Source organism: Agromyces selenitireducens (genome assembly GCF_052748465.2).
The window spans coordinates 1,038,940-1,051,465 of the sequence record NZ_CM188259.1 but is presented as its reverse complement, the minus strand read 5'-3'; the positions used below and the strand labels follow the sequence as shown (position 1 = coordinate 1,051,465).

Below are 12,526 nucleotides of genomic sequence, written 5' to 3'. Positions count from 1 at the left end.
CGGCAACACTCGAGGCATGAACACCACCAGGAGGACACCGTGACGCTCGTCGCCGGCGTCGACTCGTCGACGCAGTCGTGCAAGGTCGTGATCCGGGATGCCGCGACCGGGGCGCTCGTGCGCACCGGCCGCGCCGCGCATCCCGACGCAACCGAGGTCGACCCCGCCGCGTGGTGGGGCGCGCTCCTGACCGCGTTCGCCGACGCCGGCGGCTTCGAGGGCGTCCAGGCCGTGTCGATCGGCGGGCAGCAGCACGGCATGGTCGTGCTCGACGCCGAGGGCCGTGTCATCCGCGACGCGCTGCTCTGGAACGACACCCGCTCGGCGCAGGCCGCGCGCGACCTGATCGACGAGGTGGGCGCCGACGAGTACGCGCGCCGCACGGGCGTCGTGCCGGTCGCCTCGTTCACGGCGACGAAGCTGCGCTGGCTGCGCGACGCCGAGCCCGAGAACGCGGCGCGCGTCGCTGCGGTCGCCCTCCCCCACGACTGGCTGACCTGGCGCCTCCGCGGCTACGGGCCGGAGGGCGAGACACCGCTCGGTCCGGTGCTCGACGAGCTCACCACCGACCGGTCGGACGCGTCGGGCACCGCGTACTGGGGCGCCGACGGCTACGACCGGGAACTGCTCGTCCGGGCGCTCGGACACGACGCGGTCCTCCCGCGCGTGCTCGGCCCCGGCGAGACCGCCGGCCACACTCCGGACGGCATCCTCGTCGGCCCCGGCGCGGGCGACAACGCGGCTGCGGCGCTCGGCCTCGACGCGGCATCCGGCGACGTGGTCGTCTCGATCGGCACGAGCGGCACGGTCTTCGCCGTGACGGATGCCGCCACCGCCGACGTGTCCGGCACGGTCGCCGGGTTCGCGGATGCCACGGGGCGGTTCCTGCCGCTCATCGCCACGCTCAACGCCGCGCGCGTGCTCGACGCGACCGCGGGCCTGCTCGGCGTCGACCACGCGGAACTCGGGCGGCTCGCGCTCGAGGCAGAGCCCGGGGCATCCGGCGCCGTGCTCGTGCCGTACTTCGAGGGCGAGCGCACGCCGAACCTGCCCGAGGCGACCGCGTCCTTCTCGGGGCTGACGCTCGCGAACACGACGCGCCCGTCGATCGCGCGGGCGGCGGTCGAGGGCCTGCTGTGCGGGCTCGCGGACGGGCTCGACGCCGTGCGGTCCCAGGGCGTCGAGGCGCGGCGCGTGCTGCTCATCGGCGGGGCCGCGCAGAACCCGGCCGTGCGGCGGATCGCCGGCCAGGTGTTCGACGTGCCCGTCGTCGTGCCCGCCCCCGGCGAGTACGTGGCCGACGGCGCCGCGCGCCAGGCGGCGTGGGTGCTCACGGGGTCGCGTCCGGAGTGGCTGGTCGAGATCGCCGACGAGCTCGCGCCCGACACGCGCCCCGTGATCCGCGAGCAGTACGCGCGCGCGGCCCGCGCCGCGGCCGGCGGGACGGATCGCACGACATGAGCACGGTCGCCGGCGCGAGCGGCGGCCCCGAGCACCGGCTCGGCACGGCGACGCTCACGATCTCTGGCAGCGACGGTGGGCCGCTCGCCGACGCCGAGGTGACCATCGAGCAGACCCGGCACGCCTTCGCGTTCGGCAGCATCGGCTTCGACCTCATCGGCCTGGCGAACGGCCGCGGCGAACCCGGCGACGTCGAGCTCGCCGAGCGCTACCTCGACGTGTTCAACACCGCCACGCTCCCGTTCTACTGGCGTGACTTCGAGCCCGAGCCCGGCCGGCCCCGCACCGACGAGCTGCGCCGCAGCGCCGAGTGGTTCCGCGACCGCGGCGTGACCGTGAAGGGGCATCCGCTCGCCTGGCACACGCTCGCCCCGCGCTGGCTGCTGGACCGCCCGGTCGACGAGGTCGAGGAGGCGCTGCGCGCCCGCATCCGTCGCGAGGCCGCCGGCTTCGCGGGCCTCATCGACACCTGGGACGCGATCAACGAGGTCGTGATCATGCCCGTGTTCGAGGCCGAGGAGAACGCCATCACTCCCCTCGCCCGAGCACGCGGCCGCATCCACGTGATCCGACTCGCGTTCGACGAGGCCCGCGCCGCGAACCCCGCCGCGACGCTGCTGCTGAACGACTTCGACCTGTCGACCGCCTACGAGTGCCTCATCGAGGGCGTGCTCGAAGCCGGTGTCCGGCTCGACGCGATCGGCCTGCAGACGCACATGCACCAGGGGTTCCGCGGCGAGGAGGAGCTCGTCGCGATCGCCGACCGGTTCGCCCGGTACGGCCTGCCCCTGCACTTCACCGAGACGTCGCTCGTCTCGGGCGACCTCATGCCGCCGCACATCGAGGACCTCAACGACTGGCAGGTCGACGAGTGGCCCTCGACGCCCGACGGCGAGGCGCGGCAGGCCGACGAGCTCGAGCGCCACTACCGCGCGCTCGTCGGGCACCCGGCCGTCGCGGCGATCACGTACTGGGGCATCACCGACCGGGGCGCGTGGCTCAACGCCCCGATCGGGCTGCTGCGCGCCGACGGCAGCCCGAAGCCGTCGTACCGCGCCCTGCGCGACCTGGTGAAGGGCGAGTGGTGGCTTCCGCCCACGACCGTGCGAACGGATGCCGGGGGGCGCGTCGCCGTGCGCGGCTTCGCCGGCGATTACGCAGTGCGACGAGCCGGGTCGGCGGATGCCGCGCCGGAACCCTTCGCGATCGCCCGCGGCGCCGACGCCGCGGTATCCGTCACGCTCTGACCCGGACCCTCAGACCGGACGCACGGCGCCGGCGTTGGAGCGGGGACGGTCAGGCGAGCGAGCGGGCGAGCGCCGCGCCCGCGGCCTCGAGCCAGCGGAGCGGCTCGGCCATCGCGGCGGCAGCGCCGCCGGCGAGGTCGGTGAGGGAAGCGGATGCGGCGAAGCCGGAGGCATCCGCGTCGATCGCCCCGGCCACGAGGGCGACCGGCACGCCGGCCGTGGCGGCGCGCGCAGCGACCTCGCTCGGCACCTTGCCCGCCGCCGACTGCCCGTCGAAGCGGCCCTCGCCGGTCACGACGAGGTCGGCGCCCGCGAGCGCCGACGACAGCCCGATCGCATCCGCGACCGCGCCGGACCCGCCTGCCATGCGCGCGCCCCAGGTGAGCAGTCCGAACCCCGTGCCGCCGGCCGCGCCCGCCCCGGGCACCGCGGCGAGCGCGTCGCCGCCCGGCACGGCGCGCACGAGCCGGGCGAGGTTGTCGTCCATCGCCTCGACCATCACGGGGGTCGCGCCCTTCTGCGGTCCGAAGACGGCCGCGGCGCCCGTCGGCCCGAGCAGCGGGTTCGTCACGTCGCTCAGGATGAGCGCGCCATCCGTCGGCAGGGGCCGGAGCCCGGACAGGTCGGCCCGCGCGAGCGTCCCGAGCCCGCGCGCCCCGAGCCGCACCGGCCGGCGCTGCGCGTCGAGGAACACCCCGCCGAGCGCCGCGAGCGCACCCACCCCGCCGTCGGTCGACGAACTGCCGCCGATGGCGAGCAGCAGACGTCGCGCGCCCGCATCGAGCGCCGCGACGATCGCCTGCCCGAATCCGAGCGTGTGCGCGTCGAGCGGCCGAAGGCGATCGAGCAGGGTGATGCCGCTCGTGAGGGCGAGTTCGACGACGGCGGTGCCGTCCGGCAGGCCGAGCCACGCGGCATCCGTCGGCCGGTCGTCGGGACCCTGCACCGACACCGGCACGCGCGACGCGCCCGGCACCGCGGCGGCGAACGCGTCGAGCGTGCCCTCCCCGCCGTCGGCCATGGGCTTCGCGACGAGCTCGTCGGCCGGCGCGACCGTCCGCCAGCCCCGCGCGATCGCATCGGCGGCTTCGGCGGCCGTCGCGGTGCCCTTGAACGAGTCGGGTGCGAGGACGACGCGGCGGTTCATGCCACGCTCACGCCGCCGGTGCCGGCGGTCGGCGCGGGCACGTGCGACAGCCAGTCGAGCGCCCGTGCGATGAGCGCACGGTGCTCCGCCGAGTCGTACGAGCGCGTATCGTGCCCGAGCGCGTCGTACACGAGTCGCGAACGTCCGAACTCCCGCGCCCAGGCGAGCGGATGCCGGAACCCGCCCTCGTCGTGCTCGGCGATCGGCTCGATCACGTCGTGGAGGCGCAGCGCGGTGTACCGCTCGTCCTCGACCGTGAAGTCGGCGAGCCCCTCGCGGATCGCGTGGTTGCCGACCAGGTGCACGTGCGTCTCGCCGAACGGCGGGTGCCACGACACGTCGTCCTCCCACCGGCCGCCGACGGCGCGGTGGTAGGCGGCGTAGTCTCGCAGGCTCGACGCCGCCGAGTGCATCGCGAGGATGCCGAGTCCGCGATCGATCGCGGTCTCGAGCGCGGTCTCGTCGACGGCCGGGGACGCCGCGTCGGCGGCCGGCGCGACGCCCTCCGCGTCGGGCCCGTCGGGGTCGCCCGCGTTCACCACGAGCAGCGTCAGGTCGTCGCCGAGCGTCGCGAGGGCGGCATCCACGTCCTCGCGCACCTCGACGTCGTACCCGGCCTCGGCGACGAGCGCCGCGAGACGCGCGCTGGTGTCGGGGTACGGGTGCCACGGGTCGGCGTATCGTCCGGCCCCGCTCAGGATCATCGCGCGCATCGGAACCTCCTCGGTCGACTGCATCGTCCGGCGCATCGTACGACGCTCAGTCGGTGAGCACCATGGCCCAGTCGACCGCGGCGAGCTCGACGCGGTCGACGCGCTCGCCCGTGACCGCGTCGGTTCCCGAGACGTCGACGGATGCCGCGGGCCCGCCGTGGTTGACGAGTGTCAGCAGCCGTCCGCGCCGGGCGGCCTCCACGTGGTCGGGGAGCCCCGCGGCGACCGGCTCCACCCCGGTCGCCGCGAGGAGTCGGTCGACGACGGCCTGCGTGCCGGCCTCGTCGGGGATCGTCGCGAGGTACCTGGCGCTGCCCGCCCCGGTCTCGCGGACGGTGAGCGCCGGATCGCCCGTGCGACGGCCGGCGGTGAAGGACGCCTCGATGCGCGTGTCGTCGGCGACGACGTGCACCTCCTCGGCGAGCAGCGTGCCGACTCCGGCGAGCCCCTCGTCGCCGGCGAACGTCGCCTCCCGCTCGCCCGGCTCCCCGGCCGGAGCGGACGGCGCCACGAGCGCCCCGAAGTCCTCGATCCGGATGCCGCAGAGCGGCCCGAGCTGCGTCGCGAACCCGCCGTCGCGGAACCGGTCGATCTCGTCGACCACGTCGGTGAACGGCCCGGCGAGCAGGTGCCCGCCGTCCTCGACGAACGAGGTGAGCGCCGTGGCATCCGTCTCACGCAGCAGGTAGAGCAGGGGCGCGATCGCGAGCGCGTACCCTTCGCCCACGCGCGAGGCGGGCACGATGTCGACCTGCACGTGCCGGCGGTGCAGCGCGCGATACCAGCGCTGGATCACCGCGAGGTAGTCGAGCGAGTTCTGCGGGTGGTCGGAGGCCTCGACGGCCCACCAGTTCTCCCAGTCGAAGACGAGCGCGACCCGGGCGTCGCGGGTCGCCGCCCCGGCGGGCAGTTCGGGCAGCGCCGCGAGATCGGCGCCGAGCGCGACCGCCTCACGCCAGGTGCGGGTCTCGGTACCGGCGTGCGGCAGCATCGCGGAGTGGAACTTCTCGGAGCCCGCCCGCGACTGCCGCCACTGGAAGAACAGGATGCCGTCGGCCCCTCGCCCGATCGCCTGCGCCGAGAGCGCGGCCATCTGACCGGGGGCCTTCGGCGCGTTCGCGGGTCGCCAGTTCAGCGCGTTGGTCGACTGCTCCATGAGGATCCACGGCACCTCGGGCTTGAGCGATCGCACGAGGTCGCGCTGGAACGCCGCCGCCCGGAACGACTCGGGGTCGTTCGGGTCGGGATAGGCGTCGTCGCTGATGACGTCCATGTGCTCGGCCCACTCGGCGTAGTTCGCGGGCTTGAACGCACCCATGAAGTTCGTCGTGATCGGTTGGGTCGCACCGGCCGCGCGGATGAGCTCGCGCTCCATGAGGTAGCACTCGAGCAGCATGTCGCTCGTGAACCGGCGGAAGTCGAGCTCCTGGCCGGGGTTGCGCGAGTACGGCGCCTTCCGCGGCGGGAACACCTCGTCGAACGACTGGTAGCGCTGCGACCAGAAGTACGTGCCCCACGCCTCGTTGAGCGCCTCGATCGAGCCGTACCGGTCGGCGAGCCACCGGCGGAACGCGTCTCGCGCCGCATCCGAGTAGTCGGCGTCGAGGTGGCAGCCGTACTCGTTGTTCACGTGCCACATGACCACGCCGGGGTGGTTCGCGTACCGCTCGGCGAGCGCCGTGACGAGTTCGCCCGCGAGACGCCGGTAGACGGGCGAGGAGGGCGCGAACTGCTGCCGGCTGCCCGGCCAGTACGTGGCGCCGGCTTCGTCCTGCGGGAGCATCTCGGGGTACTGCGCCGTGGCCCACGGCGGCGGCGACGCGGTCGCGGTGGCGAGGTCGACGGCGATGCCGCCCTCGTGCAGCAGGTCGATCACGCGGTCCAGCCAGCCGAAGTCGAACGCGCCCTCGCGCGGCTGGATCCGCGACCACGAGAAGATGCCGAGGCTCACCATGGTGACGCCGGCCTCGCGCATGCGCGCCACGTCGTCGGACCAGATCTCCTCGGGCCACTGCTCGGGGTTGTAGTCGGCGCCGTAGTGCACGGGGCTCCTCTCGTGTGTCGGTGCGTGGTGCGGGTGTTCGAGACGGTGAGCGGATGCCGCGGGCGCCGACCCCCGCGCGGGAGCCGGCGCCCGTGGCATCCGTCGCTGTCGGCCCGGGCGTCAGCCCAGGATGACCTGCGCCTCGGCGAAGAACTGCTCGACCGCCTGGTCGACGGTGATCGCGCCGAGGCCGATCGACTTGCCGAGGTCCCAGAAGGTCTGCTCGAGCGAGCCGTATCCGACGACCGGCACCGGCGGGGCGTCGCCGATGCGGTCGGCGACCGAGTCGAGGTACTCGGCGACCTGCGCGTCGACGCCCTCGAGGGTCGTGCCGGCGAGCTTGGTCTCCGAGGCCGGGAATCCGAGCGTGGTGCCGAAGACCTCGCCGGCCTCCTCGCTGTTCACGACGAAGTCGAGCCACATCGCGGCCGCCTCCGGGTGCTCGGTGTCGGCCGAGATCGCCATCTGCAGGCCGGCCTGGCGGTAGAGGTCCTTGCCGTCGGGGTCGTCGGTCGGCGGCGCGACCATGGTCACCGACTCGGCGCCGGAGTCGGCCAGGTAGCCGCCGAGGAAGTTGCTCCAGCTCGCCTCGCTCGCGGTGCGGTTCGAGCCGAAGCCCGAGATCGGGGCGATCTCCTCGAGCTGCTGCTGCGGGATCGTGACGCCGTCGCGCGCGTCGGCGCCGGACTCCCAGAAGTCGCGGAGCTGGTCCTCGGTGAAGCCGAGCCCGCCGTCCTCGGTGTAGAGGTTCTCACCCTGCGCACGGAGCACGTTCTCGAACGTCTGGATGCGCTGGGTCATGTCGGTACCGCCGTAGACCTCGCCGCCGGTGGCCTCGGTCACCTCGGCCATCCACTCGGTGTACTCGTCGTAGCTGGTGCCGCCCTCGTAGGGCTCGACACCCGCGTCGGCGAGGAGTGCGTCGTTCAGGAACACCGCCCAGGCGCTGTAGCCGGTCGGCAGCGAGTACTGCGTGCCCTCGAGCTGGCCGGTCGAGCGCAGGCCGTCCTCGAACGCGTCGAAGTCGATGTACTCCGACACGGTGTCGAGGTCGAGCAGCAGGCCCGGCTCGGCGTACTCGCGCAGGTAGGAGTCGGAGAACTGCCACACGTCGGGCAGGCCGCCGCCCGCGGCTTCGGTCTTCCGCTTCTCCCAGTACGACGGGAAGTCGGTGAACGTGCCGTCGATGGTGATGTTGGGGTGCTCCTCCTCGAAGGTCGCGATGAGCTGCTGGTAGCGCTCGGCGCGGTCCTCGTTGCCCCACCAGGTGAAGTTCAGCGTCACCTCCTCGTCGGGGTCGTAGCCGGATGCCTCGCTGCCGGCGCTCGAGCAGCCGGTCAGGGCGAGGGCCGTGGCGCCGGTCAGGGCTGCGGCGGCGAGCAGGCTGCGTCGGCCGTTCCTCGTGAACATCGTCGTCCTCCGTGATGGGGTCTCGGGTCGGCGCTCGTGGGGGTGTTCGGGAAAGCGCTTCCCCGCACTGTAGCCTGAGAGCGACCACCTCGTCAACGAAGAAAGCAGGAGGAGCGAGATGACCGAGCGGATGCCGCTGCGCCTCGCGCCTGCGCCCGATGCGGGCGAGCGCTCGCCGCTCACCCGCCCCGCCATGTCGAACGAACGAGACCGGCACGACCGCGTCGCCCTCACGAACCGGTACGTCGAACTCGACGGCCACCCGGCGATCCCGGTCTCGGGTGAGCTGCACTACTCCCGCGTCCCGCGCTCGGAATGGCGCGAACGCCTCCAGCTCATGCGATCCGGCGGCGTCACCGTGGTGTCGACGTACGTCATCTGGATCCACCACGAGCCCGAGCGCGGTCGCATCCGCTTCGACGACGGACTCGACCTCGCCGCGTTCGTGCGGGTCGCCGCCGAGGTCGGCCTCGACGTGGTCGTACGCATCGGGCCGTGGGTGCACGGCGAGGTGCGGGGCGGCGGGTTCCCCGATTGGGTGGCCGCGGCATCCGTTCGCCATCGCACCGACGACCCGGCCTACCTCGACCTGGCGCGAGGATGGTACGCCGCGATCGGGCGCGAGCTCGCGCCGCTGTGCGGGCCGGACTCGCCCATCGTGGGCATCCAGGTCGAGAACGAGCTCATCGATCAGCCGGACCACCTGGCGACGCTCGTCGGACTCGCCCGCGAGGTGGGCCTGTCCGCGCCGATCTGGGCCGCGACCGCGTGGGACGGCGCCGAGCTGCCGCCCGACGTCGTCATGCCGGTGTTCGGCGGCTACGCCGACGGGTTCTGGGTCGACGCCGACGCGCCGTGGCCGTCGAGCTTCCGCTCGCACTTCCGTTTCTCGCACGACTGGGACGATCCCGGCATCGGCGCGGACGTACGCGGCGCTTCGGCCGAGACGACTGAGACGACGGATGCCGCGCCGCGGGCCCGCGCGGCGGCGTCCCCCGACTTCCCCGTCGCCACCTGCGAGCTCGGCGGCGGCATGGCGACCGCCTACCACCGCCGCCCGCTGCCGAGCGCGCTCGACCTCGCCGCGGTCGCGAACGCGAAGCTCGGGTCGGGCTCGAACTGGCAGGGCTACTACATGTACGCGGGCGGCCTGAATCTTGGTGACGGCATGCAGGAGTCGCTCGCGACCGGATACCCGAACGATCTGCCGCGCTTCGACTACGACTTCCACGCGCCCGTCGGAGCGGCCGGCACGCTCGCGCAGAGCCATGCCGCGCTGCGGATCCAGCACGCGTTCCTCGCCGCATTCGGCGAGCGCCTCGCACCCATGGCGGCTCGGCTGCCCGAGCGGATGCCGCAGGGCGACGACGACCGCGACACCCTCCGCTGGGCGGTCCGCTCGGAGGGCGACGCGGGATTCCTGTTCATCGGGCACCACCAGCCGTTCGAGCCGCTGTCGCCCGTGGAGGACGTGCGCATCGAGGTCGCGCTCGCGTCGGGGCCCGTGCTCGTGCCGTCCGCCGATCGGCCGCCGCTCACCATCCCGCCGGGCACCGTGGCGCGCTGGCCCCTGGGACTCGCGCTCGGCGGCGCGATCGTCGAATGGGCGACCGCCTCGGCGCTGACCCTCCTCGATGGCGACCGCCCCACGTTGGTGCTGCTCGCCGAGCCGGGCGTTCCCGCCGCGGTCTCGGTGCGAACGGATGCCACGTCGGCATCTCTCCTCCTCGACGCCGCGCCCGACCGCGCTACGCTCCACCGCGTGCACGACCGCGTCGCAGCGCTCGACGTGCTCGTCCTTCCCGCGGGATGGGCCGACGACCTCTGGGTCCTCGACAGCCCCTCGGGAGAGCGGATGCTGCTGCGCTCGCCCGCGCCGCTGTGGCTCGACGGCGCCGCCCTCGCCGCCCGCTCCGACCGTGCGCCCGACGTGCTCCGGTACGAGCCCGCCTCCGGCGACTTCACGCGGCTCGCGTTCGAAGGCGACGACGCACCGGAGCTCGAGGTGGCCGCCGAGCCCGCACGCGACGCGGGCACGCCGTTGCCGTCGTACGGCGGCACGCCCGCGCGCCGGGCGGCGCCGTCGCCCGCGCAGCTCGACGCCGCGGCATCCGCTCACCGCCTCGTCGGCCTCGGCGACCCGGTCGCCGGCGTCCGCCGCACGCTCGAGGTGCGCTGGGCGGGCGACGTGGCGGCGCTCGAGGTCGACGGCGTCACCGTCGCCGACCGCTTCTGGGACGGCACGCGCTGGTTCGTCGACCTCGACGCGGCGGGCGTCCGCGCCGGCTCCGACGTGCGCCTTCGCATCCTCCCGCTCCACCCCGACGCCGAAGTGCACCTCCCCGCCGAGGCGCACACCCGCCGGTGCGCCGTCGGCGCCACCCCGCTCCATGCCCTCGACGCCGTGCACGTCTCCGCGACCCGCGTGTGGCCCACGCCCTCCTCAGGCGTTCTCCGGCGGGTCGCGTCCCGCGACGGCGTGTCGTCCTGAGAACGGCGGGATTCCGGCCGCACCTTCGTGAGAACTGGATCACCCCCGAGTCGTGCCCGGTGACTCGAGGAGGACCAGGAGGTCGGCGCTCGCGCGGAGCAGCGCGACGCTCCGCTCGGCAAGGCGGTCGAGCCGCCGGGCGAGGAGGCGGTCGGCCTCGAGCGCCCCGCCGAGCTCGCCCAGCTCCGCCATGAGGGCGCGTACGTCCGGCACGCCGTATCCCGCGCCGCGAAGCGCAGCGACGATGCGCGCCTCGTCGGCGGCCCGCGACGCGTACCTGCGCGCCCGGAGGGAGGTGACGCGGTCGGGCCGGACCAGTCCCTCCTGCTCCCAGAACCGCAGGGTCGACGGGCGGACCCCGAGCGCGTCGGCGAGCTCGCTGATCGTCATCGCGTCGACGGCGCGCTCGCGGGGTGCACCCGCGCGCTCCGACGCGATGACCCGCAGCGCTGCCAAGGCACGCTCGACCTCACCGCGCTCGCGGGCGAGGCTCACGTGCGCCTCGTCGATGGCGGCGGCCGCCTCGGTGATCGTCGCGGAGTGCAGCGTCGCGAGCAGGCGCCGGGCCGCGACGGGCCCGGCGGCCACGGCGAGTCCGCGGTAGGCCCGGAGCGCGTGCACGTGGCGGATCGAATACGCCCGATACCCGTTCGACTCGCGCTCGGCCGAGGGGATGACTCCGAGTCGCTCCAGGTCGCGGACCTGCTGCACCGAGTAGCCGGACCGACGCGCGACGTCGGCGGTCCGAAGCGGGCCTCCACCCGCGGCATGCGTCTCACCCATCGAAACCCCACATAAGCACTTGAAGGTCACACTCGAACCATGAGTATGCAGCAGATCATCGACGCGGTGCGAGGGTTCGACGGTTCGCTCGTGGTGCGACCGGAGGCCGGCGACGACGTCCCGGAGGTCGCATGGGGCGACAGCTTCTTCTACTACGCGCCCGACGGCCGCCTGCCCGAGCGCACGCAGCCCTACGCGACGATCGTCACCAAGGACTACCCCGGCGACACCGCGTCGGCGCTCGGCGGGCCGGACCGGTGGCGCGTGAACGTCCACGTCGCCCGCGGCGCCTTTCACGACGCGACCGGCGAGGATCCGCGCGCCCTGAGCCGCCGGAGGGATTTCGCGGCCGCAGACGTCGTGAATCCGCACCCCGTCTACGGTTCGCTCGGCTGGATCTGCGTCGTCGCGCCGGCCGAGCGCACGCTGGGCACGGTGCTGCGGTTGCTCCGCGAGGCCCACGATCGCGCTCGCGCTCGAGTGGAGCGCCGCGAAGCGACCCACTCGATGCCGGACTGAGCGCGAGCCGTCCGCCTCGAGAGACTGCGCGCCGGGAGCGCGCGACCCCCCCGGCCTTCAGGCGCGAACGCGCCGCGGCCGCTCGGGCACGGCCACGATCGCGAGCGCCACGCAGCCGAGCGCGGGCACGATGAGCGGGAGCAGCTGCCACGTCACGACGACCGCGAACACGCCCGCGGCGACGAGGTAGGCGGCACCGACGGGGTCGGCCACGACGGTCCGCGGCACGAGACGCAGCGCGCCGAGCCACCCGCGCTGCGGCGACCACAGCCCGGCGGCGGTGAACAGCGCCAGCGCGAGCGCCGCGAGCCCGATCCAGCCGACGGCGGCGACGACCGGTCCGCCGGGCAGCGCACCGCTGCCCGCGAGGTCGATGTCGAGCAACAGCACGAGCACGAGCACGACGGATGCCGCGCCCACGCCGATCCCGCCCAGGATCCCCGCCCGCACGTCGGCCCAGAACAGCCCGAGCGGCGAGTGCTCCGCCTTGAGGAAGCGCCGCAGGTGCCGTACGCCCGCCGCGAGCGCGGCGGGCAACGTCACCACGGGGATCGAGACGATCGCGACGAGCACCCCGACGAGGAGCACCTCGCCGAGCAGCGCGAACGCGCTCGTCGCGCCGGGGAAGCGCGCGGGCGGCGCGTCCGAGCGGACCGGACCGGAGCCCGATCGCTCGGCGTGACGCGCCGCCCGCTCGCTCGCCCGCGACAT

10 protein-coding genes are annotated in these 12,526 nt (G+C 74.2%); 4 read left to right on the top strand and 6 right to left on the bottom strand.

Annotation, left to right across the window (positions count from 1 at the left end):
- Positions 1-39: 39 nt before the first annotated feature.
- A complete protein-coding gene (gene xylB, locus ACULK4_RS04945) occupies positions 40-1,461 on the top strand; it encodes a xylulokinase (RefSeq protein WP_445965763.1) in 1,422 nt (473 codons plus the stop codon).
- A complete protein-coding gene (locus tag ACULK4_RS04940; protein ID WP_445965764.1) occupies positions 1,458-2,708 on the top strand; it encodes an endo-1,4-beta-xylanase in 1,251 nt (416 codons plus the stop codon). The genes xylB and ACULK4_RS04940 overlap by 4 nt, the downstream gene beginning before the upstream one ends.
- A gap of 49 nt (positions 2,709-2,757) precedes the next feature.
- Here ACULK4_RS04940 and ACULK4_RS04935 read toward each other — a convergent pair whose 3' ends face one another.
- From ACULK4_RS04935 to ACULK4_RS04920, 4 genes are all read right to left on the bottom strand, one after another.
- The gene (locus ACULK4_RS04935) at positions 2,758-3,855 is read right to left on the bottom strand and encodes a glycerate kinase (RefSeq protein ID WP_445965765.1); all 1,098 of its coding nucleotides are present in this window, start codon (positions 3,853-3,855) and stop codon (positions 2,758-2,760) included.
- Positions 3,852-4,592, bottom strand: coding sequence for a ThuA domain-containing protein (locus tag ACULK4_RS04930; protein ID WP_445965766.1), 741 nt, complete (start codon positions 4,590-4,592; stop codon positions 3,852-3,854). The genes ACULK4_RS04935 and ACULK4_RS04930 overlap by 4 nt, the downstream gene beginning before the upstream one ends.
- A 22-nt stretch (positions 4,593-4,614) precedes the next feature.
- A complete protein-coding gene (locus ACULK4_RS04925) occupies positions 4,615-6,612 on the bottom strand; it encodes a beta-galactosidase (protein WP_445965767.1) in 1,998 nt (665 codons plus the stop codon).
- A 120-nt stretch (positions 6,613-6,732) separates the two neighbouring features.
- A complete protein-coding gene (locus ACULK4_RS04920; protein WP_445965768.1) occupies positions 6,733-8,022 on the bottom strand; it encodes an ABC transporter substrate-binding protein in 1,290 nt (429 codons plus the stop codon).
- A gap of 118 nt (positions 8,023-8,140) precedes the next feature.
- On the opposite strand from ACULK4_RS04920, the gene ACULK4_RS04915 reads away from it, so the two are divergent.
- Positions 8,141-10,513: a beta-galactosidase gene (locus ACULK4_RS04915; RefSeq protein ID WP_445965769.1), complete on the top strand. Its 2,373-nt coding sequence runs from the start codon at positions 8,141-8,143 to the stop codon at positions 10,511-10,513.
- A gap of 39 nt (positions 10,514-10,552) precedes the next feature.
- Here the strand turns inward: ACULK4_RS04915 and ACULK4_RS04910 are convergent, their stop codons facing one another.
- Positions 10,553-11,296 (bottom strand): MerR family transcriptional regulator, encoded by a 744-nt coding sequence (locus ACULK4_RS04910; RefSeq protein WP_445965770.1) that lies wholly within the window; start codon positions 11,294-11,296, stop codon positions 10,553-10,555.
- A 39-nt stretch (positions 11,297-11,335) separates the two neighbouring features.
- Here ACULK4_RS04910 and ACULK4_RS04905 point away from each other — a divergent pair, with 39 nt between their 5' ends.
- Positions 11,336-11,815, top strand: a complete 480-nt coding sequence (locus ACULK4_RS04905; protein WP_445965771.1) for a DUF6194 family protein — start codon at positions 11,336-11,338, stop codon at positions 11,813-11,815.
- A 57-nt stretch (positions 11,816-11,872) separates the two neighbouring features.
- On the opposite strand, the gene ACULK4_RS04900 is transcribed toward ACULK4_RS04905, so the two are convergent.
- Positions 11,873-12,526 (bottom strand): hypothetical protein, encoded by a 654-nt coding sequence (locus ACULK4_RS04900; protein ID WP_445965772.1) that lies wholly within the window; start codon positions 12,524-12,526, stop codon positions 11,873-11,875.

Bases quoted from the DNA above. Each gene is read 5' to 3' on its own strand.
- ACULK4_RS04940 (WP_445965764.1), top strand. From the start codon at position 1,458: ATGAGCACGGTCGCCGGCGCGAGCGGCGGCCCCGAGCACCGGCTCGGC.
- ACULK4_RS04935 (WP_445965765.1), bottom strand. From the start codon at position 3,855: ATGAACCGCCGCGTCGTCCTCGCACCCGACTCGTTCAAGGGCACCGCG.
- ACULK4_RS04930 (WP_445965766.1), bottom strand. From the start codon at position 4,592: ATGCAGTCGACCGAGGAGGTTCCGATGCGCGCGATGATCCTGAGCGGG.
- ACULK4_RS04920 (WP_445965768.1), bottom strand. From the start codon at position 8,022: ATGTTCACGAGGAACGGCCGACGCAGCCTGCTCGCCGCCGCAGCCCTG.
- ACULK4_RS04915 (WP_445965769.1), top strand. From the start codon at position 8,141: ATGACCGAGCGGATGCCGCTGCGCCTCGCGCCTGCGCCCGATGCGGGC.
- ACULK4_RS04910 (WP_445965770.1), bottom strand. From the start codon at position 11,296: ATGGGTGAGACGCATGCCGCGGGTGGAGGCCCGCTTCGGACCGCCGAC.
- ACULK4_RS04905 (WP_445965771.1), top strand. From the start codon at position 11,336: ATGAGTATGCAGCAGATCATCGACGCGGTGCGAGGGTTCGACGGTTCG.
- ACULK4_RS04900 (WP_445965772.1), bottom strand. From the start codon at position 12,526: ATGTCGCGGGCGAGCGAGCGGGCGGCGCGTCACGCCGAGCGATCGGGC.